Origin of the sequence: Streptomyces sp. NPDC060064 (genome assembly GCF_042736455.1) — a bacterium.
In the GTDB taxonomy this organism is placed as follows: Bacteria; Actinomycetota; Actinomycetes; order Streptomycetales; family Streptomycetaceae; genus Streptomyces.
Window position 1 is genome coordinate 1 of sequence record NZ_JBHWWF010000027.1, and the last position, 18,499, is coordinate 18,499.

Annotated in this window: 38 protein-coding genes; 32 read left to right on the top strand and 6 right to left on the bottom strand. The window is 69.4% G+C overall.

The window, feature by feature from the left end; translation table 11 throughout:
* From ACFWDI_RS28140 to ACFWDI_RS28200, 13 genes are all read left to right on the top strand, one after another.
* Nucleotides 1-495, top strand: a 495-nt coding sequence (locus tag ACFWDI_RS28140; RefSeq protein ID WP_385307951.1) for an ATP-binding protein, incomplete at its 5' end; no start/stop codon positions are given.
* Nucleotides 423-1,856, top strand: a complete 1,434-nt coding sequence (gene dnaB / locus ACFWDI_RS28145) for a replicative DNA helicase (protein WP_385308245.1) — start codon at nucleotides 423-425, stop codon at nucleotides 1,854-1,856. The genes ACFWDI_RS28140 and dnaB, both read left to right, overlap by 73 nt.
* 38 nt (nucleotides 1,857-1,894) lie before the next feature.
* On the top strand, nucleotides 1,895-2,398 hold the full coding sequence (locus ACFWDI_RS28150) for a hypothetical protein (protein WP_385307953.1): 504 nt from the start codon (nucleotides 1,895-1,897) through the stop codon (nucleotides 2,396-2,398).
* 46 nt (nucleotides 2,399-2,444) lie between these two features.
* Nucleotides 2,445-2,714 (top strand): hypothetical protein, encoded by a 270-nt coding sequence (locus ACFWDI_RS28155; RefSeq protein ID WP_385307955.1) that lies wholly within the window; start codon nucleotides 2,445-2,447, stop codon nucleotides 2,712-2,714.
* Nucleotides 2,715-2,808: 94 nt separating this feature from the next.
* Nucleotides 2,809-3,018 carry a hypothetical protein gene (locus ACFWDI_RS28160; RefSeq protein WP_385307957.1) on the top strand — a complete coding sequence of 70 codons (210 nt, stop codon included), beginning with the start codon at nucleotides 2,809-2,811 and terminating at the stop codon, nucleotides 3,016-3,018.
* A gap of 14 nt (nucleotides 3,019-3,032) precedes the next feature.
* Nucleotides 3,033-3,392 (top strand): hypothetical protein, encoded by a 360-nt coding sequence (locus ACFWDI_RS28165; RefSeq protein ID WP_385307959.1) that lies wholly within the window; start codon nucleotides 3,033-3,035, stop codon nucleotides 3,390-3,392.
* The gene (locus ACFWDI_RS28170) at nucleotides 3,389-3,571 is read left to right on the top strand and encodes a hypothetical protein (protein WP_385307961.1); all 183 of its coding nucleotides are present in this window, start codon (nucleotides 3,389-3,391) and stop codon (nucleotides 3,569-3,571) included. The genes ACFWDI_RS28165 and ACFWDI_RS28170 overlap by 4 nt, the downstream gene beginning before the upstream one ends.
* A complete protein-coding gene (locus tag ACFWDI_RS28175) occupies nucleotides 3,568-3,786 on the top strand; it encodes a hypothetical protein (protein ID WP_385307964.1) in 219 nt (72 codons plus the stop codon). The genes ACFWDI_RS28170 and ACFWDI_RS28175 overlap by 4 nt, the downstream gene beginning before the upstream one ends.
* Entirely contained in the window at nucleotides 3,783-3,944 is a 162-nt protein-coding gene (locus tag ACFWDI_RS28180) for a hypothetical protein (protein ID WP_385307966.1), read from the top strand. The genes ACFWDI_RS28175 and ACFWDI_RS28180 overlap by 4 nt, the downstream gene beginning before the upstream one ends.
* Entirely contained in the window at nucleotides 3,941-4,273 is a 333-nt protein-coding gene (locus ACFWDI_RS28185) for a hypothetical protein (RefSeq protein WP_385307968.1), read from the top strand. The genes ACFWDI_RS28180 and ACFWDI_RS28185 overlap by 4 nt, the downstream gene beginning before the upstream one ends.
* 143 nt (nucleotides 4,274-4,416) lie before the next feature.
* A complete protein-coding gene (locus ACFWDI_RS28190) occupies nucleotides 4,417-4,665 on the top strand; it encodes a hypothetical protein (RefSeq protein WP_385307970.1) in 249 nt (82 codons plus the stop codon).
* Nucleotides 4,666-4,777: 112 nt separating this feature from the next.
* Nucleotides 4,778-5,011 (top strand): hypothetical protein, encoded by a 234-nt coding sequence (locus ACFWDI_RS28195; protein ID WP_385307972.1) that lies wholly within the window; start codon nucleotides 4,778-4,780, stop codon nucleotides 5,009-5,011.
* A 47-nt stretch (nucleotides 5,012-5,058) separates the two neighbouring features.
* Nucleotides 5,059-5,691, top strand: coding sequence for a hypothetical protein (locus tag ACFWDI_RS28200; RefSeq protein ID WP_385307974.1), 633 nt, complete (start codon nucleotides 5,059-5,061; stop codon nucleotides 5,689-5,691).
* A 46-nt stretch (nucleotides 5,692-5,737) separates the two neighbouring features.
* Here the strand turns inward: ACFWDI_RS28200 and ACFWDI_RS28205 are convergent, their stop codons facing one another.
* The 3 genes from ACFWDI_RS28205 to ACFWDI_RS28215 form a co-directional block, all read right to left on the bottom strand.
* Nucleotides 5,738-6,142 carry an NUDIX hydrolase gene (locus ACFWDI_RS28205; RefSeq protein WP_385307975.1) on the bottom strand — a complete coding sequence of 135 codons (405 nt, stop codon included), beginning with the start codon at nucleotides 6,140-6,142 and terminating at the stop codon, nucleotides 5,738-5,740.
* Nucleotides 6,139-6,714: an NUDIX hydrolase gene (locus tag ACFWDI_RS28210; protein ID WP_385307977.1), complete on the bottom strand. Its 576-nt coding sequence runs from the start codon at nucleotides 6,712-6,714 to the stop codon at nucleotides 6,139-6,141. The genes ACFWDI_RS28205 and ACFWDI_RS28210 overlap by 4 nt, the downstream gene beginning before the upstream one ends.
* Nucleotides 6,715-6,908: 194 nt before the next feature.
* Nucleotides 6,909-7,103 carry a hypothetical protein gene (locus ACFWDI_RS28215; RefSeq protein WP_385307979.1) on the bottom strand — a complete coding sequence of 65 codons (195 nt, stop codon included), beginning with the start codon at nucleotides 7,101-7,103 and terminating at the stop codon, nucleotides 6,909-6,911.
* 175 nt (nucleotides 7,104-7,278) lie between these two features.
* On the opposite strand from ACFWDI_RS28215, the gene ACFWDI_RS28220 reads away from it, so the two are divergent.
* From ACFWDI_RS28220 to ACFWDI_RS28275, 12 genes are all read left to right on the top strand, one after another.
* Nucleotides 7,279-7,503 (top strand): hypothetical protein, encoded by a 225-nt coding sequence (locus ACFWDI_RS28220; RefSeq protein ID WP_385307981.1) that lies wholly within the window; start codon nucleotides 7,279-7,281, stop codon nucleotides 7,501-7,503.
* A 5-nt stretch (nucleotides 7,504-7,508) separates the two neighbouring features.
* A complete protein-coding gene (locus ACFWDI_RS28225) occupies nucleotides 7,509-7,640 on the top strand; it encodes a hypothetical protein (RefSeq protein WP_385307983.1) in 132 nt (43 codons plus the stop codon).
* Between the two features lie 101 nt (nucleotides 7,641-7,741).
* On the top strand, nucleotides 7,742-7,936 hold the full coding sequence (locus ACFWDI_RS28230; protein ID WP_385307985.1) for a hypothetical protein: 195 nt from the start codon (nucleotides 7,742-7,744) through the stop codon (nucleotides 7,934-7,936).
* A gap of 36 nt (nucleotides 7,937-7,972) precedes the next feature.
* Nucleotides 7,973-8,554, top strand: a complete 582-nt coding sequence (locus ACFWDI_RS28235; protein ID WP_385307987.1) for a DUF6919 domain-containing protein — start codon at nucleotides 7,973-7,975, stop codon at nucleotides 8,552-8,554.
* Nucleotides 8,555-8,594: 40 nt separating this feature from the next.
* Nucleotides 8,595-8,759, top strand: a complete 165-nt coding sequence (locus ACFWDI_RS28240; protein ID WP_385307989.1) for a hypothetical protein — start codon at nucleotides 8,595-8,597, stop codon at nucleotides 8,757-8,759.
* Between the two features lie 27 nt (nucleotides 8,760-8,786).
* Complete coding sequence (locus ACFWDI_RS28245; protein ID WP_385307991.1) at nucleotides 8,787-9,083, top strand: hypothetical protein; 297 nt, start codon at nucleotides 8,787-8,789, stop codon at nucleotides 9,081-9,083.
* Nucleotides 9,084-9,096: 13 nt separating this feature from the next.
* The gene (locus tag ACFWDI_RS28250) at nucleotides 9,097-9,300 is read left to right on the top strand and encodes a DUF4236 domain-containing protein (protein WP_385307993.1); all 204 of its coding nucleotides are present in this window, start codon (nucleotides 9,097-9,099) and stop codon (nucleotides 9,298-9,300) included.
* Nucleotide 9,301: 1 nt separating this feature from the next.
* Complete coding sequence (locus ACFWDI_RS28255; RefSeq protein WP_385307995.1) at nucleotides 9,302-9,808, top strand: hypothetical protein; 507 nt, start codon at nucleotides 9,302-9,304, stop codon at nucleotides 9,806-9,808.
* 22 nt (nucleotides 9,809-9,830) lie between these two features.
* Nucleotides 9,831-11,099 carry a hypothetical protein gene (locus ACFWDI_RS28260; protein WP_385307997.1) on the top strand — a complete coding sequence of 423 codons (1,269 nt, stop codon included), beginning with the start codon at nucleotides 9,831-9,833 and terminating at the stop codon, nucleotides 11,097-11,099.
* Nucleotides 11,096-13,114 carry a hypothetical protein gene (locus tag ACFWDI_RS28265; RefSeq protein ID WP_385307999.1) on the top strand — a complete coding sequence of 673 codons (2,019 nt, stop codon included), beginning with the start codon at nucleotides 11,096-11,098 and terminating at the stop codon, nucleotides 13,112-13,114. The genes ACFWDI_RS28260 and ACFWDI_RS28265 overlap by 4 nt, the downstream gene beginning before the upstream one ends.
* Nucleotides 13,115-13,322: 208 nt before the next feature.
* A complete protein-coding gene (locus ACFWDI_RS28270) occupies nucleotides 13,323-14,195 on the top strand; it encodes a hypothetical protein (protein WP_385308001.1) in 873 nt (290 codons plus the stop codon).
* A 31-nt stretch (nucleotides 14,196-14,226) separates the two neighbouring features.
* Nucleotides 14,227-14,736, top strand: coding sequence for a hypothetical protein (locus tag ACFWDI_RS28275; RefSeq protein ID WP_385308003.1), 510 nt, complete (start codon nucleotides 14,227-14,229; stop codon nucleotides 14,734-14,736).
* A gap of 4 nt (nucleotides 14,737-14,740) precedes the next feature.
* Here the strand turns inward: ACFWDI_RS28275 and ACFWDI_RS28280 are convergent, their stop codons facing one another.
* From ACFWDI_RS28280 to ACFWDI_RS28290, 3 genes are read right to left on the bottom strand one after another with little or no spacing between them, the layout of a single operon-like run.
* Entirely contained in the window at nucleotides 14,741-14,923 is a 183-nt protein-coding gene (locus ACFWDI_RS28280; RefSeq protein ID WP_385308004.1) for a hypothetical protein, read from the bottom strand.
* 50 nt (nucleotides 14,924-14,973) lie between these two features.
* A complete protein-coding gene (locus ACFWDI_RS28285; protein ID WP_385308005.1) occupies nucleotides 14,974-15,228 on the bottom strand; it encodes a hypothetical protein in 255 nt (84 codons plus the stop codon).
* A complete protein-coding gene (locus ACFWDI_RS28290) occupies nucleotides 15,225-15,461 on the bottom strand; it encodes a hypothetical protein (protein WP_385308006.1) in 237 nt (78 codons plus the stop codon). The genes ACFWDI_RS28285 and ACFWDI_RS28290 overlap by 4 nt, the downstream gene beginning before the upstream one ends.
* A 106-nt stretch (nucleotides 15,462-15,567) precedes the next feature.
* On the opposite strand from ACFWDI_RS28290, the gene ACFWDI_RS28295 reads away from it, so the two are divergent.
* The 7 genes from ACFWDI_RS28295 (at nucleotide 15,568) to ACFWDI_RS28325 (ending at nucleotide 18,479) form a co-directional block, all read left to right on the top strand.
* Nucleotides 15,568-15,954 carry a hypothetical protein gene (locus tag ACFWDI_RS28295; RefSeq protein WP_385308008.1) on the top strand — a complete coding sequence of 129 codons (387 nt, stop codon included), beginning with the start codon at nucleotides 15,568-15,570 and terminating at the stop codon, nucleotides 15,952-15,954.
* Nucleotides 15,955-16,080: 126 nt separating this feature from the next.
* Nucleotides 16,081-16,326 (top strand): hypothetical protein, encoded by a 246-nt coding sequence (locus ACFWDI_RS28300; protein ID WP_385308010.1) that lies wholly within the window; start codon nucleotides 16,081-16,083, stop codon nucleotides 16,324-16,326.
* 11 nt (nucleotides 16,327-16,337) lie between these two features.
* Entirely contained in the window at nucleotides 16,338-16,538 is a 201-nt protein-coding gene (locus tag ACFWDI_RS28305) for a hypothetical protein (protein ID WP_385308012.1), read from the top strand.
* On the top strand, nucleotides 16,535-16,780 hold the full coding sequence (locus tag ACFWDI_RS28310; protein WP_385308014.1) for a hypothetical protein: 246 nt from the start codon (nucleotides 16,535-16,537) through the stop codon (nucleotides 16,778-16,780). The genes ACFWDI_RS28305 and ACFWDI_RS28310 overlap by 4 nt, the downstream gene beginning before the upstream one ends.
* A gap of 91 nt (nucleotides 16,781-16,871) precedes the next feature.
* Nucleotides 16,872-17,252: a helix-turn-helix domain-containing protein gene (locus ACFWDI_RS28315; protein ID WP_385308016.1), complete on the top strand. Its 381-nt coding sequence runs from the start codon at nucleotides 16,872-16,874 to the stop codon at nucleotides 17,250-17,252.
* A gap of 439 nt (nucleotides 17,253-17,691) precedes the next feature.
* The gene (locus tag ACFWDI_RS28320) at nucleotides 17,692-18,237 is read left to right on the top strand and encodes a hypothetical protein (RefSeq protein ID WP_385308019.1); all 546 of its coding nucleotides are present in this window, start codon (nucleotides 17,692-17,694) and stop codon (nucleotides 18,235-18,237) included.
* Entirely contained in the window at nucleotides 18,234-18,479 is a 246-nt protein-coding gene (locus ACFWDI_RS28325) for a hypothetical protein (protein ID WP_385308022.1), read from the top strand. The genes ACFWDI_RS28320 and ACFWDI_RS28325 overlap by 4 nt, the downstream gene beginning before the upstream one ends.
* The last annotated feature ends 20 nt before the right edge of the window (nucleotides 18,480-18,499 follow it).

Sequence of the window (18,499 nt, forward strand, 5' to 3'; positions counted from 1 at the left end):
CATCGGCCCCTGCTGACCACGCTCCATCGATCGAAGAACCGTCTTGAGCTGCAACAACACGCTCAGATCGCGAACGAACCGGCGATAACGCCCGGAGTCGGCAAGACCTACGAGGCCTACGGCGCCATCCGCGAACTCGCCGTCACCGGCATCGTCGCCCGCTGGACCGTCGTCACCGCCGCCGACCTGTACGCCCAGCTCCGCCCGCGCCACGGCGTCGACTCCGAGACCGAGTTCCAGAAGTACTCGAAGGCCGGCATCCTCCTCGTCGATGACCTCGGCGCCGGCGGGAAGGTCTCCGAGTTCACGGAGGACATCAACTTCCGGCTGGTCAACTACCGGTACGACCACGAGCTCCCCACGCTGATCACGTCGAACGTGGTGCCGCAGGAGCTGTCGGCCCGGCTCGGCGACCGGGTCGCATCCCGGCTGACCGAGATGTGCCAGCGCGTCGTCATCACCGGCCAGGACCGCCGCCGGGGCGTGGCCGCGTGACCACCGAGATCGACACCGACCTGTGGGTCGACGCCCCCACCGACCGGGGCCCGCGCCCACCCCAGGACGTGGACGCAGAGCAGTCCGTCCTCGGCGGCATGCTCCTCTCCAAGGACGTCATCACCGACGTCCTCGAGATCCTCGCCGGCACCGAGTTCTACCGCCCCGTCCACGAGACCGTCTTCGACGCCATCACCCACCTGTACGCCAAGGGCGAGCCGGCCGACCCGGTCACCGTCACCAACCACCTCCGCGAGAAAGGGCAGCTCGAGCGGTGCGGCGGCAACAACGCCGTCTTCGACCTCGTCAACGCCACCCCGTCCGCGGCGAACGCCAGCTACTACGCCGACATCGTCCGCGAGAAGGCCGTCCTCCGCAGCCTCGTCAAAGCCGGCACCACCATCGCGCAGCTCGGCTACGCGGGCGGCGACGCCGACGAAGCAGCCGACGCCGCACAAGCCGAACTCAACTCCGCCGTTCAGATCCGCGACAGCGCCGAGTCGGCACTCCTCGGCGCCGACGCCGAAGAGATGGTCACCGAGCTCGAGGAGCTCCAGAAGAATGGCCGCGCCCTCGGCGTGCCCACTGGGTTCGTCGACCTCGACATCCTCACCCACGGACTCCACCCCGGCCAGATGATCATCGTTGCCGGTCGGCCCGCCATGGGGAAGTCCACACTCGCCGTCGACTTCGCCCGCTCCTGCTCCATCAAGCACGGCCGGCCCGCGGTCCTGTTCAGCCTCGAGATGTCCCGGCGCGAAGTCCAGAACCGCATCATGTCCGCCGAAGCCCGCGTCGGTCTGCACCACCTCCGCGGCGGCACCATGACGGACTCCGACTGGGTCCGCTACGCCGAAGCGCTGCCCCGCTTCACTGCCGCCCCGCTGACGATCGACTCCACCCAAGGCCAGACCGTCATGCAGATCAAAGCCCGCTGCCGGAAGCTCAAGCAGCGCGGCGGCCTCGACCTCGTCGTCATCGACTACCTCCAGCTCCTCGAGTCCGGCACCTCCCGCGGCCGGGACAACCGGCAGCAAGAGGTCTCCGACATGAGCCGCAACGTCAAGTTGATGGCCATGGAGCTCGAGGTTCCCGTCGTCGTCCTCTGCCAGCTCAACCGCGGACCCGAGCAGCGGCAGGACAAGCGGCCCACCAAGTCCGACCTGCGTGAGTCCGGATCCCTCGAGCAGGACGCCGACATCGTGATCCTCGTCCACCGCGAGGACGCCTACGACCCCGAGTCTGCGCGCGCCGGCGAGGCCGACCTGATCGTCGACAAGCACCGCAACGGATCCACGGCCACGATCACGGTCGCCGCTCAACTCCACTACAGCCGCTTTGTCGACATGGCGCAGACGTGACCCCCCGCCCCGAACCCACCCGCCCCGAAGGAGACAAAGTGACCACCGCCGTTGACACCGTTCGCGGACTCACGATCAAGCAGCCGTGGGCGTTCGCGATCGCCGAAGGATTCAAGACCGTCGAGAACCGCAGCCGGCGCACGAACTACCGCGGCACGCTGCTCATCCACGCCGGCCAGGTCTTCGACAAGTCCGTGTCGATCACCCGGTATAGCCGCGAGTCCGCGGTCCGTCTCGACCAACTCGGCGGACGCAGCAACTTCTGGGACGCTCGCGCCTACCTCCCCAGCCGAGTCTTGAAGCCCCCGCACGCCTCGCTGGCCCTGTCCGGGGTGATCGCCACCGCCCGGCTCGCTGGCTGCCACGAGGCCGCGGACGGCTGCTGCTCGCCGTGGGGATTCGCCGACCAGTGGCACTGGGAACTCGCCGACGTTCGGCCGCTGAAGCAGGCCGTCGCGAAGGCCGGCGCCCTCGGCCTGTGGAAGCCCGACGCCGACCTGCTGACCGCAGTCGCCCCCACCCTCCGCACCCCTGCTGCTTGATCCGCAACCGCCCGGCAACCGCTGGGCGCAACCCGAGGAGAACCCGATGAGCCTGACCCTTGCCGACCTGCGCCAGCAGCTCGCCGCGTTCGATGACCTGCCCGGAGACACCCCAGTCGTCATGTCCAAGGACGGGGAGGGCAACGGCTACTCGCCGCTCGCCGAACTGTCACCCGGCATGTACCTCGCCGAGAACACCTGGAGCGGCGAGCACTACCCGACCGAGGAGCAGCTCCGCGATGACCCCAACGCGGACGAGGACGAAGGCGCCCCGGAGGACGCCGTGCCTGCGGTCTTCCTCTGGCCCGTCAACTGACCCCGCCCGACCGGCCCCTCGCTGGACCCGAGGGGCCGGCCGTTCCGGGATCCCATCACACCCCACCCCGCGCCATCGACACGAGGAACAACCGATGACCGTCCACCAGATCACCTGCGCCGGAGATGACTCCTGCCAGGAGTACTCGATCACCGCCTTCTACCAGCCCGGCACCCGCGAGGAGCGTGCCGCCGAGCATCGTCGGAAGCTCGCCGCCGACGGGTGGACTGATCGCGAAGGCCGCGACTACTGCCCCGAGCACAGCCAGCCCGCCGCCGCTTCTGCTGGTGGTGAGTCCCGGTGAGGCGCCCCCGCACCTTGATCGACGGAGCAACGCCGACGCCCGAGCAGGAACTGCGCGCGGCTGCGGCGAAGCTGCGTGGGCTGGCCACCGACGCGACGCCCGGCCCGTGGTGGGACGAGCGCACCAAGACCGCCTGGGGTCAGGCTCCTGAGATCGAGGTCGCCAGCAGCCGAGGAACGATCGCCGAGCTGCCCGAGTCCGAGAATGGCCAGAGCAACGCCCTGTACATCGCCGTGATGCATCCCGGTGTCGGGCTCGCCCTCGCCGACTGGCTGGACGCGGAGGCTGACTACTACGCCCCCAGCCCAACGCACCCGACGCACCTCGTGCACGCCCTCGCTGTGGCACGCGCCATCAACGGTGACCCGTCATGACCGCCCCCGTGTGGACGGTGCGCCTCGACGAGGCGACGACCCGCATCCTGCGCCGCTACCGGGGCGAGAAGCCCGCCGCTGTCGTCGCCCGCGCCATCCGCCTCCTAGCCCAGGCCGACGGGCTTCTCGACGCCAGCGGTCGGCCCACCACCGAACGCGACCGACGGAGGACGACGTGAGCGGCGAGTGGACGGCGCCGTGCGACTGGCCCGACGACCCCGCCGAGCTCGAGCGCCAACTCGCCGCCGCGGAGGCCGCCTACGACCGGGAGCGGGAGCAGGCCCACGTCGACCTGCACGGCGAACCCGCGCCAGTGCGGACCGTCGTCAGCCAGGCGCCGCCCGAGGCCTACCGCGACATCGACACCGTGCACGTTGCCGGGGGGCTGCTGTGACCGGGCCCAGCTCGAGTCCGCGCGGCGAGACCGCAGGGAAGCCCGGCGCCCGCTGGGCCACCGAACTCCGCACCACCGAAGTCGTGATCGACGACGACGCCCCAGACCCCAAGCCCAACCGCAAGGCGCGACGTGCGCTCGCCAGGAGGAAGCGATGACCCGCAAGACCGCATCCACGATCAACGACGAGGAACTCGACCAGCTGTACGAGCGGCTGGAGTTCACCGAGGCTGCTCTCGCCCGCATCCGGGACGGGCTGGAGGTTCAGGTCGTTCGCCTGACCAAACGTGCCGAGCAGGCCGAGGCCACGGTCGCCCGGGTGACGGACGCGGTGATGAACCAGAGCTACCTCGTCAGCCTCGACGAAGCGCTCCTCACCGCGCTCGACGGGCCCGCTCAACGGCCAGCTGCCGCAACCGGATCCAGTGCAGCGACACCGGGCACGCGGACCGGGGATGCCCCTTCCCGCGCCTCCAGCGGCCCGTAGGCGGCCTCGCAGCCCGCGCGGGTCCCTTTTCCCGCCGGGCCTCCTGAGAGGCGCTCAGAGCCTTTCAGGGTCGCGAGTCCAGACCGAACCCCAACTACCCGTCCGAAACAACCCGATATGACCGATACCGAGAAGGACGCCCGATGACCTTCACCGAATTCCGCCGCGCCCTCGCCCTGGACGCCGTCGGCCCGGCCCTCCTCGCCCGCGCCGAATGGCTGCCCCGCGGCGCCCGCCAAGCCGTTGCCGACGCCGTACTCGCCGCGGTCGAACCCGAACTGCAGCAGCTACAGGCGCAGCTCGCCAACGTCGCCCGCCTCGCCGACGAGTACCCCGCCGGCATCGACACCGCACTCATCCACGCCGCCCTCGACGGACAGGACCCGTCGTGAGGGGCGTCACCGCGGCGCTCGCGTTCCTGTTCGCGTTCGCCGCCATCACCGCCCACCAGGGCGCCGACGTCCAACTCCAGCCCGCACCCGCCAGCAGCAGCCAGGAGACACCGTGAAGCACACCCGCGCCCGCATGGAGCACCACCTCCACACCGGATGGCACGAGTTCGTCCACTGGCTGTACGAGCCCGCCCTCATGGGCCGCAAGTGTGCCCGTGTCCGCCACGTCTGGCTGCACCGCATCCACCTCATCCCCGGCAGCTGGATGACCCGCGCCTGCGACAACTACGACCGCCGCCTCGGCATGACCGAAGACGAGATCCGCCGCGTCGGCCCCACCGCCTGACGCCCGCTGAACCACGACCGCCCGCACCGCCGCACCAAGGAGTGACCGTGAACGACGCGCCCGCCCCCGCCTGCTGCATCTGCTACCGCGGCCTACTCGACGACGAGATGACGCAGCGAACCTGCCGCATCTGCGCCCGCCGCATCGACGAAACCCTGCTCGCCTTCACCGGCCCCAGTGGGCTCTACGCACGCGTCAACCAGGCGATCATGCCCGGCTCCGGCAGCGCAGGCCCCGCAGTGTCCGGCACCAAAACACCCGGCATCCCGCCCAAGCTCGAAGCCCTCAGCCTTGCCAGCAGGGGCGGCCTGGTCACCCTCCTGCAAACCTGGGTCGAAGACTGGGCCAGCTACGGCCACGCCACCCTCGACACCCGAGGCGCACTGCAGCGCCAAGTCGACGAAGCCGTCCGCACCCTGCGCTTCAACCTCGACTGGGCCATTCGCTCACACGGGGCGATCGACGATTTCGCGCACGAGGTGTGGAAGGCGGAGCGGGCATGCCGGGTGCAGGCATCGGAAGAGCCCCCGCCCCGTGATCTCAAAGCCCCCTGCCCCTGCGGCAACACCATCCGGTACACCCTCGACACCGAGCACCGCCGCTGCCGCACCTGCCACACCGAATACGGGCGAGCCGAACTCATCGACCTCACCCGCGGACACAGGAGCATGGCCGCATGACGAAGGCCCCGCCCAATCCGGGCGGGGCCTTTCGCTGCGTCCGGCCTCAGTGCGGCAACACGTCGTCCAAGTACGCCTGCACCTTGTCGAACAGGCCCTTCGCGTACTGCGGCAGGTCACCGTGCGTCAGCCAGGCGACCACGTCCAGCTCTTCCTCGTCCTTCACGAACGCCTCGCCGGCCACCACGTCGCATGCCACGTAGGTCATGTCGGCGCCCGTGTACGGGTGGACGCGGGAACCGAGCACCTGAACGGACTTGACCTCGAGGCCGACCTCTTCGTCGACCTCGCGCACCGCGGCCTGTTCCGGCGTCTCGCCAGCCTCGATGCCGCCACCGGGGAAAGCCCAGAGCAGCTTTCCCTCCCGCTGCCTGCGCCTGATCATGAGCACGCGTCCGTCACTGACGATGATTGCCATGGAGATCGGGGGCTTCTGCTCGGTCTCGGTCACGCCAGTACCTCCAGGATGGGCGGATAGATCTGCTCGGTCGGGATGAAGCGGGGCAGTGAACTGATCGGCACCCACTGGGCGTCCGAGTTCTCGAGCGGGTCGAGGTTCGCGGCGTCGCCCATCAGCCAGTCGCAGAGGTAGTACTCGCAGAGCACGCCCTTGGTGGGGTGGATGCGTGAGCCGAGGGGCTGGCGGACTGAGCAGTGGACGCCGGTCTCGCCGTGCGTCTCGGCTATCGCGACTGCCTCGGCTGAGGCGCCGGGCTTCACCATCCCGGCGGGGAACTGCCACGTGAGCGAGTCGTCGCCGCGCCGGCACACGAGGAGCACCTCGTCGCCCCTCGTCACCACGGCGATCGCCACCCGCAAGGCCTGCGTCGGAACCGGCGGTGCTGCCGGGCGGGACAGGATCGAGAACCTTCGAAGCACTGGAGCGGACGCCCTCCCGTAGATGGTGTCGAGGGCTTCCTGGATCTCGGCGCGCGGCACCGTGCCTGGCCGTTGATGCCAGCTGGCCACGGTGCGGACAGCGACCCCGAGCCGGTTGGCGAAGTCCTCGTTCGTGGCGCGCATCGCTGCCTGCAGTGCGCAGGCAGTCCGGCCGTTCCACGTGACGTCCACTATCCGGCCCTCACGGTCCTGTCGGTGGGCACCTGCACTGCGGTTGCACTGGGACTGCACTGCGACTGCATCGGCAGCTCATGGTCCGGTAAGCCGCTGGCGGCGAGGCTCGAAGGCATGACGAACTCCGCTGCTTCTGACGCGACTTACGCCCGGTCGTCCGGCTTGCGGGCCGGCCTCTCGGGGAGCTCGTCAGTCTTGTGGGTGAGCCATTCGAGGAAGCCGTTGATGTGGCTGTTCATGTCGGAGCCCACCTCGGCGACGGCGGTCTTGGCCTGCTCGTACAGCTCCGGGTCAGGGCGGTACGTGCGGGCTCTTTTGAGGTGGATTCCGGCTGGCATGCAGGAATCGTCGCACAGTGGATTGCCACGGTCTAGGGAAGGCGCTACGTTAGTGGAGTGCCACTCGGGAAGGCGTCTTCCACCGCCTCTCCGGACCCCGGCATGCAGCGGCCCCGCCTCGGGCTTCCACACACCAAGGCAGGGCCTAACCACCAGGATCTCGAGAGGATCCCCGATGGCTGAGCAGAACTCTATCCCGGCACGTCGCCGCCTGATCGCGGCCGCCGCGAGGCGTGGCTCCGGCCCCCTGGTCGTCGAGGCCATGTCGCCGGCCGACGCTGCCGCCCACGACGCCGCGTCGTATGTGCGCCGCCCTGCAGTCGTCGAGCAGGCGCCGCTCTCGCCGCTTCCCGCCCAGCCGGCTGCCCGTCGCCGCGCGATCCAGCAGCGCGGGTGGTGATCGCCATGTTCGGATCCGCTGACCTGTGTATCGCCGACCGGGCCACCCGTGACGCCATGCACCGCGCCGAACAGGCCAGGCAGGCCGCCGAGACGGCGGAACGCGCCCGCCTCGCCGCCGCCCAGAAGGCCGCTTAACCCCAAAGCCGCCGCGGTGTGGGGGCTCCATCCCCCGCCGCCTCCGCACCGCGGCTTCCCGCTCCACCTTCACCCACTTGACCCGCGACAGGAGTACCCCCATGTCTCTTCGCCTGATCACCGTCCAGCTCGACGCCTACGAGGCCGTACAGCAGGACCGCCTCGAGCTGGCCACCCGCTACGACATCGCCCTCGGTAACGGCGACCAGCTCGCCATCCGCCGCGCCAAGGCCGCCATCAAGGCCCACGACCTGCAGCACGGCACCCAGCTCCTCGCCGAACTCACCGCCGCCTGAAAGGGACTGACGACCGTGACGATCCGCCTCCCGTGGATGAGCCGCGCTGACCGTAAGCGCTGGCAGTCCGCACGCACGCTCGCCGACCTCGGCCAGCTGATGGCCGCCTGGCTCGAAGGCGACATCAAGTCCTGGCCCGGCTACCAGCCCAACTACGGGCCCGACCCCGAGACCGCGGAGCTGATCCCGGTCCTCGCCCGCCTCAACCGGGCCGGATACCTCACCGACTCCTCGCAGCCCGGCGCTGACGAGACCATCGACGGCCACCACTGGAAGCAGCGCGCAGCCGTCACCGGCCTCATCGACGACGAGGACCTCATCGAGGACCTCGGTGCCGCTGCGATCGACGCCGGTCTCCTCGTGCTGATCCACCGCCCGGCACCGAGCCTGACCCTCGACGGCTACACCGTCACCCGGCTCGATGGCCAGCCGCACACCACGTTCGGCGACTACGTGTCCACCCGGGACCTGCGCGCAATGTGGCCGGTCATCAACCGGCAGGCGGTCGACGCCGTCGCCGGGGCCGCCCAGCTGACGATCATCGATCCCCGCTGGGGATCCGACGACCGCCTGTGGCGCGCACTCGATAACGCCATCGACCAGCTCGCCGCCGCCTGACTTCCACTCATCCCGCACCACCGATCGAAGGGAGCCCGTCATGGGCAAGCAGAAGGCCCGGGCCGCCATGGCGCAGATCGTCGCGACCGTCGCCGCGAACAAGAGGTCCGCCGACAAGCAGGGCGGCAGCCCGCAGATCAACGCCGACCTCGCCGGCGTGAAGAAGCTGTCCCGCCTCCTCGACCGCCTGCCCGACAACGGCTGAGCCCGTCGAGTCGAGAGGAGTCGCAGCGTGCACCCGTACCTGATCACCGGAAAGCCGGCCCGGCTGGCCCGAGCCCTGACCTGGGTGCGGACGTGGACGGTGCGTCTCCTCGCCCTGCTGGTGATGGTCCTGCTCGGCGCGGCCGTGTTCACCATCCGCTGCGCCCGCCCGGTCATCAACTACGCGGCGACCAGGGCGGCATGGCTGGAGCTGTGGGCCGCGTCCGTGACCGGCATCGGCCCCATGGGTGCGGCCCTCGGCGACGGCCTGACCGACGAGTTCATCCGCGAATTCCACCGCGCCCGCACCGGCGCCAACGCCTGAGAGGACGGCCGTCGTGCCGATCACGTTCCGTAAGTCGTTCCGGATCCTGCCCGGGGTCCGCCTGAACATCAACCGGCGTTCCTGGTCGATCACCCTCGGGGGCGGTTCCGGTCCGCGTCACACGATCAGCTCGACCGGCCGGCGCACCACCTCCATGGACCTGCCGGGCGGCTTCGGCTACCGGTCCAACCGCGGCTCGCGGCGACGGGGGCAGTGACATGCGAATCATCGAGCACCGCATCGGCCGCCAGTACCAGGACACTCTCGACCGGGTCGACGAGATCGCCCAGTCGGCCATCCGTCTCGTCGAGAAGCACATGCGCGGCAGCGTCGGCCACGTCGAGATCGCCGTCGCCACCAACAGCGGCGTGATCGACATGGTGAAGCAGGCCCACCGCGATCTCCTCAACACCAAGGTCGCCACGGACCGCTACCTCGGCCGCCAGTTCGGCACCACCACGATCAACGAGTCCGGCGTTCTCGTCATCGTCAACGCCCAGATCTGCCGCGGACGGACCAAGGAGATCGACAAGACCCTGGTCCACGAGCTCGTCCACGCCGCCCAGTTCACCAAGCCGGGCGCCCGCGACCGGATCCTGCGCAGCCTCCGGAACAACTACCGCCTCGAGCCGCTGACGCGCGCCGAGGTGCGTGACCTGAACCGGCAGGTCGACCAGGACGAACGCGAAGCCGCCCGTCTCGAACGCCTCGCCCGCCAGCTCTAACTCAGGAAGGGAACTGATCACCGTGAGCACCGCCATCGACAAGGTCAACGGCCACGCCGTGACCGCAGAACCGCGGTTCGACCCGGTCGCGCTGGCCGAGGCTGCGGCGATCCGAAGCCGCAGCGAGGCCGAGACCGAAGCCCGCCTCACCCTCGCCCGCGCCGAAGCCAAGGCCGTCGAGGTCAAAGCGGCTGAGGAGGCGGAGAAGCAGCGCATCGCGAACGAGCGGGCCGCGCTCCGCTTCGAGCGGGAGCAGGCCGAACAGCGCGCGAAGATCGCCGAGGCGAACCGGAAGCGCGAGGAGTCCGAACGCCTCGCCGCAGAAGCCGACGCCAAGGCGGAAGCCGAGCAGCAGGCCGAGGCAATGGCTGCAGCAGAGATCGCCGAAGCTGACGAGAAGTGGCGCAAGTACGCGATCCGGTTCGCCGTGGTCTGCGGCATCGTCGCCCTCCCCGTGCAGATTGCGGCGTTCTGGAATCCCGAAGCGTGGTGGCTGGTCGCCGCCCCGGTGATGCTCGAAGGCGGATCCTGGGTCGTCCAGCGGGGCGCGGCAGCGGCCGTGGCGAACCGGCGGCCGCTGTGGCACTACCGCTCCATCGCCTGGCTCCTCGCGTTCGTCGCGGCCGGCATCAACCTCTGGCACGGCCTCGCCGCCTTCGACCCGGCGACCGCGGGTGCCACCGCCTTCGCCAGCCTCGCCGGCCCCGGCGTGTGGGATCTCCACGAGCACGGCCGCATCCGCAAGCGGGACGGTGTCCTGTCCCGGCGGGAGCGCAAGGCGCAGGAGCGGGCAGAGTGGCGGGCCGCCGCTGAGAAGGCTCGCACCGAGGCCACCGCGCGCGCCGAGAAGGAGGCTGCCGAGAAGGCTGCAGCCGAGGCCGCGCAGCAGCTCGCCGTCGACCGGGCCAAGTACTTCGAGAAGGTGTGGGACCACGCCGTGATGCTCGCCGCCGACCTCGGCGAGACGACCGTCACCGAAGCCATCTGGAAGCGCGCCAAGCGCGACATCGAAGGCACCGACCCTGGCGAGTCCGTCGACATCATCCGCGGCCGGAACATCGCCGCCCGGCGTGTCGAAGCAGCCCGCTCAGAAGCCCCCGGCGGCACCCCCAGCAAGGTCACGTCTACGCAGCGTGCATCACAAATGCCCCCCATCAAGAAGCCGCGCGTCTACAAGCCGCCCACGAGGCGCGGGCGACGTCACGCAGGCGACACCCCGAAGTACGTCGAAGCAGCCCGCAAGCAGGCCGCCATCACCGCGAAGAACGCCGCCCTCGAGGAGCAGAAGTGAGCACCGACATCGAGCCGGGGACGCTCCCCATCGACTGGGACATAAGCAAGGTCATCTCCGGTCAGCTGGTTGAGCCGGAGGTGGACGAGGACGACATCGCGCCCGGCGTCATCGAGGTCGTGCCCGACCGCACCCCGGTCCTGTACACGGCCGGCTCCTACGCCATGACCGTCGTCTCCTACACCGGCCGTGCCGTCGGTCTCACGGCCCGCGGTGCGTGGTGGGTTGCCAAGCCTTTCGGTGTCGGCAGTGCCGCCATGTGTCACCTCGGCTACCGGTACGTGCGCGCCCACGACGTCATCGAGGACATCGGCGGGAAGACGTCGAAGGCTGACGTCCGGATGATCAAGCAGGAGCGGCGGGAGCGCTGGAAGCTCCTCGGCTGGAGCGCCGCGGCCACGGCCGCCCTGAACCTGGCCGGCTGGTGGGCACTGGTGAAGTACGCAGGGCTCACCGCCCTCGACTGGTCGTGGGCCGTCATGCCCGGCTTCACCGTTCTCGCCGCGTCCAGCATCGCCACCCTGTACGGGCGGTACCGGCTCGCCAACCCCGGCATGCCCGCCGGACAGATCGTGGCCGACGCCGACCAGGACGACGGCGAGGAGCCGTTCCCCCTCGCCTGGTGCACGGGCGGTGAGCAGGTTCAGGAGTGCGTCGAACGGGCCTTCGCCTACGAAGGGATCGCCACCCGCAGCTGCCGGGTCATCGGCCGGCGCGACGCCTTCTGGGAGATCGACGTCGTTCTCAAGGGCTCCACCGTCGGCAAGGTCAACGCCGCCGCCGAACAGCTCGACTCCCACTTCAACATCAAGGCCGGCGGCACTTTGATCGACCCCGACCCGCAGGAGTCGGCCCACCTCGTACTGCGCCTCGTAACCGCCAACCCGTTCGACAACATGCCCAAGCCGAGCATCCACGCCCCGAACAGCCTCGACATCTCCGACCCGCACAACTTCGGCCGCTGCATGGACGGCAGCCTCCTCGACCTGGTCCTCGAAGGCCTGCGGATCCTCGCCATCGGCGTCTCCGGCGCAGCGAAGACCACCGGCGTGCTGCGTGACCTGGCCGAGGTCATCACCGCCTGCCACAACGCCATCGCCCTCGACCTCGACCCCGTCAAGGACGGACTCCGCGAGTTCGAAGGCGTCATGGCCGCCCCGCCCATCCGCGGCAACAGGGACTGCGAGAAGTGGCTCGAGTACCTGGTCAAGATGGCCAAGGCCCGCAACACGGTGCGCAACCGGCTCGACATGGGCGACACCTGGGTCGCCACCGCCAAGCATCCGGCGATCTTCCCGTTCGTCGACGAGTTCATCTACCTCAGCCCCAAGGCGAAAGAGCTCTTCATCGAGCTGCTGCGGCTGGCCAAGCAGTCCGGGATCTACCCCGTCGCCGCCGGCCAGGACGCCACCAGCGACGCCATGGGTGACGCCATCGCCGACTCGTTCACGCTGCGGATCATGCTCGCCTCGCGGTGGGACGACATCCGCATCGTCTTCGGGCAAGGATCCGCGGCCAAGGGGTTCCGTCCCGACCGGCTCGTCCCCGCCCAGACCAAGGACATCAAGAACGACGCCGGCCAGTCGTACATCAAGGGCCCCGGCCTCGACCGCCCCCTGCTGTACGGGTGGAACGAGTTCAGCCGCGACCAGATCAAGCGGGCGGTCGCCGACCGCCAGGCCGCGGGACGCCCCTGGTTCGACCGCGACACACTCGCCGCGGCGGGCCTGCTGCACCTGGCCGACGGCGGCTCGGAGCAGCGGGGCGATGGCCGCCAGATCGCCGAGGATGCGGCGGCCGTCATGGCGAACGAGGGCGTCGACCGGATGCGCACCGAGAAGCTCGTCGAAGCGCTCGCCGACCACGACACGGAGGCCTACGGCGACCTGACGGCGGACCAGCTCCGGAAGCTCCTGAAGGAGACGGGCGCAGGCTCCCCGGTCCCGCTCGGTGACATCGACGGGCTGAAGAACCCGCGCGGCTACAAGCTCGAAGCCCTGACCGCTTTGCGGTGAATCGCCCGTTGCTCGGCGGGTGCTCGCCACTGCTCGACCGCAGGTCACGGCCGCTCAACCATCTGCTCGGTCAACCGCTCGACGAAATGGCGAGCACCCCGCGAGCAGCACTCTGAGCGGCTGTGACCTGCAACGGAGCACGACCGAGCAGCACGCGAGCACCTCACAAACCATTACAAAATGATCGACCGCGAGGGGAACCCGAATCATGGCCACCGCCCGACGTAAGCCCACGACCCGCCGCCGCAAGCCCGTCAAGCGCACCAGCCAGGTCCGCAAGCCCCGCGCCACCACCCGCGGCCAGAAGCTCGCCACCTGGGCCGCCACGAAGATCGGCGAAGCGTCCGAGAAGCACACCAGCACCGTCATGTCCCGCAAGGACGCCGCCATCCTCCGCATGACCCACGAAGGCTGTGCTCGCTGCAAGGGAAACGGGCAGATCTTCACCAAGGGAAAAGACGGATCCTTCACCGGCTCCAAGCCTTGCCCGGCCAAGCCCACCCGCGCGAAGGCCGGCCGGATGCGCGTCGCCATCGCGGCCCGCTTCGGATCTGACAAGCGCACCGGCCTCGTCGGCTGGACCTGCCCCTGCGGATCGAAAGAGAAGCCCCGCTTCCGTGACGCCCGCGAGGCCACCAAGGCACTCCGCACCCACGAGCGGAAGAAGCACGGCGGCAAGAGCGTCGGCGGCGCCTGGTACGGCCAAGTCCCCGAAGGAGCCACCGAAGTGACCGACCAGAAGAAGCCCGCCCCGAAGAAGAAGGCCGCCGCCCAGAACGGGCCGACCGTCGCTTCGAGGACCGTCCGCGCCCCCACCTCACCCCACGACCCGAACGACCCGACGCAGGAACACCGCCGCGGACCCGTCAACCCCGACCCGAGCGTCCGCAACCCGCACTCCGGCCTGACGGACACGGAGTGGGTCGCCCAGGGCTGCGACCGGCCCCTCGAGAAGGGCGGGTGTCCCGAGTGCCGCAGCACGACCTTCCTGCCCGTCGTCAACGCCAACGCCAAGACCGACTACGACCGGCAGATCTTCATCCGCTGCACCAGCTGCGTCGCCGGCCGCGTCACCGCCTGAACTCACCGTCCGCACCGCCTAGGAGATCCTCATGTCCCAGCTGCCCGACGGGCGTCCGACCTACGTCGGGCAGCCCACCGACCGGACCGAAGTACGCAAGCTCGCCAACGCCGTCGAGGAGGCGCTCGCCGAGGAGATGCGGACGTCGGTCCGTCTCGAGAGCCCCGACGTTCCGTCCTGGCAAGACGGACCCCGAATCGGCAGCACGCCGCCCGTCGCCCAGCCGGACAGCCGGATCGTGCCCGCCTGGGCCGCCGGAATCGCAGTCGCCTCCATCGGCGTCGGCGCCGGGATCACCGGCATCGGCTGCGGTGTCTGGCTCGTCTTGCAGGGTCTCTCCACGGTCACCCTCAACGGCGTCCTCATGGTCACCCTGCCGTTCGCCGGTCTTGCTATGGCCGCCACCGCCATCGGCGGAGCAATCAACAAGGCTCGGGCTGTGAAGACCACCACCATCAACAACTTCAACGGGCCCGTCGATCAGCGCAGCGTCCGGAGCAAGAGCGTCGGCGTGTGGGTCAAGAACAACAACCAGCCGTAGCCCGCTACGCCCCGCGGCCCTCGCCTTTCGCGGCGGGGGCCGTTGCTGTTGCCCGTGCCACCCAGCCGGGCCCGACCCGGTCCGACGGCGGCAGCGTGGGCGTGGCCTCGAGCAGCCGGCACAGGCGGTCGAGCGCCTGCTGGCACTCCTGCTGCGTCCGGCCGCGGACCATGTACGAAACCCCCATGCCCAGAGTCTGCCGGGCAAGGGGGTCACGGTGGGGCGGAACGCGCGGAACTAGCGCCAGGCGCTGGGGCGCAGCTTCCCGCTGAACATCATGTCGGTGAACTTCCGCTCGCAGCTGGCGCAGTGCCAGTGCGTGTGCGGGTTGCTCCACAGGTACGGGCGCTCTGTGGCCTTGCCGCATGACTGGCATTCGGGACCGTGGTCGCGCAGGCCGGGGATGGTTCCACGGATTGCGGCGCGGACGGCGAGCCAGCCGACGATAGAGCCGCCCGCCATCGACCCGAGGGCGATCAAGGCGATGCTCATGCCGGCCGCTCCTCGCTGGCCTCGGCCTTCTTGCTGATGCCCGGCCCGCCGATCTGCTCGCTGGCGCGGGTGGGCTGGGTGTTGCCGGGCCAGCGCAGATGCCAGCGAATGTACTCGCGGATGAGCTGCGTGCGGTTGCGGTCACCGACGGCCTTGCCGAGGGCTTCCCACTCGTCGTTGGGGATGCGGAGCGGGCGTAGGGGGGTGTGCTTCTCGGTGTTCTGCTTGGCCATGGGGCCAGCGTAGTCCTGTATATGCATGGGTTCCATCGTAGGGGTTGCGGTGTATATGCACCAGGGTCTAGGCTGTGCATATACACGAACCGCAAGGGGGGACCCGATGAACCGCAGGCTCCGCACCGTCCGCCAGGCCATCACCGCCGCACTCCAGGCCGGCAAGCACCTCGCCTACCGCACCCTCTCCGGCATCGTCGCCCAGCTCGTCGACCAGGGCCGGCTCATTCGCACCGGGGACCTGCTCGACCGGTTGGGTGCCGACGACCTCAAGGACGGCCAGAAGAGCTGGTTCGGGCGTCACGTGGCGAAGGCGTACCGCGCGGCGAACGACGGAGCCAGCGCCATCAAGGTCTGGGCGCAGCACCGGACGACGGGCCGCTTCATTCACGTCCACGTCTACAACCCCCTCGACCAGGCCTTGTACCTGGCGCTCACCAGCTACAAGGCCACCCGCCACCTCGTCGCCGCCGACTACGCGAGGTGCGCATAGACCAACTGGAACGTCACCGCCGGCGTCATCAACCAGACCGCGGTCCGTGCCTTCAAGTACGGGGCCTGTGGCGGTCTCGCCATCGCCCTCCATGACGCGACCGGCTGGCCGATCGTCGCCGTCACCGTGAACGGCGGTGAGCTGCTGCACTACTTGGTGCGCGCCCCGTCCGGCCAGCTTGTGGACATCGAAGGCGCACGCACCGATGCGGACGTTCAGTTCGAGTACGAGGTCGAGGCCGACGACGGCGCCGTGACGCTGACCGATGTCACCCGCGGCGACGTCTGGGCCTGGTGGCGCGACGAAGCCGGCGAGCCAGTCCCCATGGACGTCGTGCGCACCATCGCCGCCACCATCCTCACCGCCGCCTAGGAGGCCAGCCCGTGAACGACCTGTGGGAGCTCACAGTCGCCGAAGAGGCCCAGCTCGACCGGGACTACTGGGAACGCGAACCGGACGACGAGGAGGAAGACGACGACCCGTCGGAGCCCCGCACGCACCTCTGCGACTGCGGCAGCTGCTGCTGGGCCTGCGGCCACGACTCGAACTGCCAGAGCCAACAGACTCGGGAGAACGACGAATGATCCGCACCACCTATAAGGGCCGCGCGCTGAAGATCCTCAAAGCCCGCGGCAAGCCCGACCACGTCAAGACCGTCATCAACGGCCAGATCGTCAGCCACGCGTGGCAGGGGACCGAGGTTCAGGCGCTCGACTGGTTCCGGCGGCGCATCGACAAGCTCGACGAGAACGGCCCCAGCTGCCCCGCCGACGAGTACCCGCACTGGTGGCCGCCCACCACCAACACTGCGAACGCGGGCCAGTGACCCGATAGCCCGTGTCACCCTGGATCGTGGCCTGCTCTGGAATCCCCCGCCGGAGCAGGCCACTTCCGCATTGCGAGACAGGACGGAAGCCATGACCCTCGACGTCACCACGCGCGCCACCAAGCCACGACTCACCGAAGAGACAACCCGCTACGCCCGAATCGTCGGACGCAACATCGCCCTCCGGCGGACCCGTAGAGGGTTGAGCCAGGAACAACTGGTGGCTGCCATGACCGCCGCGGACCTGCCCGTCACCGCCACAGTGATCGGCTTCATTGAAGCCGGCCGTGTCGGTCGACGCCCCGAGAATCAGTACCGCAACGTCAGCGTTGATCAACTCATGGCCTTCGCAACCTTCTTCGGCTGCGACCCGACGGCGCTGCTCACGCCAGCCTGCGAAGCATGCGAGGGCTTCCCGCCTGCCGGATTCACGTGTAAGGCGCGCGGAACGGCTGAGGCTGCCGGCGCCTGATCGCCCGCCTCAGTCCATGAACGAGCCGTCGGCCCGCCTGCGGTGCCTGCTGTCGAGGTGCTTGCACTGCGGGCAGTGCCGCATCCCGCCCCGCTTCACCAGCCAGCTCATGCCCCCCGTGCACAGGTGCATCATTCCGACGCCCAAGTTCTGACCCGCCCGTGCCGCGCCCGGCATCGTGCACGTCCGGCAATCCCTACAACCCCCGGCCATCACGGCCCCCTTCGCTCAGTGGGGGACACGGTAGAGGCGGGCAGGGTGCGCGGGGAGGGGCTTGCCTGCATCCGTCACGCCAGCGTCGGGTCCTGGGGATTCGGGGTGCGCCCGCGACGGCTGGTGCGGGAGTGATAGTGCAGACTAAAACCACCACGTAGCCTACGATTCAAAGGCGATAGCGCTCATGTGCTACAGAATCAACGGGCAGTGAGGAGTGGTGGCCATGCCCGGAGGACCCGCACCATCCCGACGCCGAAACCGCGCCCAGTACTCGGAGTACGCCGGCGTCGTCTTCGACCTCCGCCTCCAAGGCTTGACCTTCGCGGCCATCGAAGCCCTGTCTCGGGCCCCCGACGGGCCCACCGGCGGCCACCGCATCAGCATCACCACCGCCAAAGAGCTCGTCTATGCCGAGGCTGCCCGCCGTGTCGACCCGAAGGTCGACGCCTGGCGGACCCTCCAACTCGACCGCCTCGAAGCCGTCCTACACGACCACCTCGCGCTGCGCAACGCGCATTGGGAGCGGGCCATGGGCAGCGAGGAGAGGGGGCCGGAGGTGGCCGCGGCGCTCGCTGTCGACCGCGCCCTCAATGGCGTGACGAAGACCGTCGCCGAAGAAAACAAGCTCCTGGGTATCGCGACGACGAAGATCGAGGCGCAGGTCACCGAAGTCACCCAGCAGGATCTCGAGTTGCAGGAACTCATCCGCACCGCGAAGGCGAAGTCTGCAGCCGAGGAGCAGGCGATCGTCGAGGGCGAGGCGACGTGACCCGGTCCACGTACTTCTTCGAGTCCCTCGCCCCCTCGTGGCTGACGCACGACGGCGGCTACCGGGCCGCCCTCACTCAGCACATGCGGGACCGGATGGAGCTGCAGGGCTACGAGATTGTCGGCCCGATCCGGATCATCCAGGTGCGCGGCGAAGTCCCTGCCCCGGTCGGCATGGTCCTGCTGCGGATTGAGGTCGAGGTCGAAGAGTTCGACATAGAGGTCCCCATGGGCGGGAACTGACCGTGGCTCCGAAAGCGCCC